Source organism: Vibrio sp. 10N.222.49.C9 (genome assembly GCF_041474985.1).
Classification (GTDB): Bacteria; Pseudomonadota; Gammaproteobacteria; order Enterobacterales; family Vibrionaceae; genus Vibrio; species Vibrio crassostreae_C.
Map to the genome: position 1 here is coordinate 1 of NZ_JBFRVD010000735.1, position 320 is coordinate 320.

Sequence of the window (320 nt, forward strand, 5' to 3'; positions counted from 1 at the left end):
GTATGCGTTGAATCCAAGTGCGAATCCTGGTAATGATGAGCCCAAATACATTCCGGTTGATGTGGATAAGCTTCTTAATTCTTCATTGGAAGTTGTGACTCCAGAGTCGCAAAAGAAAAAGAAGAAAGCTAAGAAGATTAAGCCACCGACAGAGGTGTTTGAGCAAGAGCGAGTTCTCTATGTTGCAGTGGAGCACTATCGTTATTCCGGTTTGATGTCGGGAGGTATTGCCTCACCGATTGATGTATGGAGTAATCGCCTTGTGGTTTACTCGCCATCGGCGGCGGGGTTAGTTGATAGCTTGAAGGGTTATTACTATC

General features: G+C 45.0%; 1 protein-coding gene. It reads left to right on the forward strand.

The window, feature by feature from the left end; translation table 11 throughout:
- Positions 1–320, forward strand: a 320-nt coding sequence (locus tag AB4585_RS25325) for a hypothetical protein (RefSeq protein WP_372171533.1), incomplete at both ends; no start/stop codon positions are given.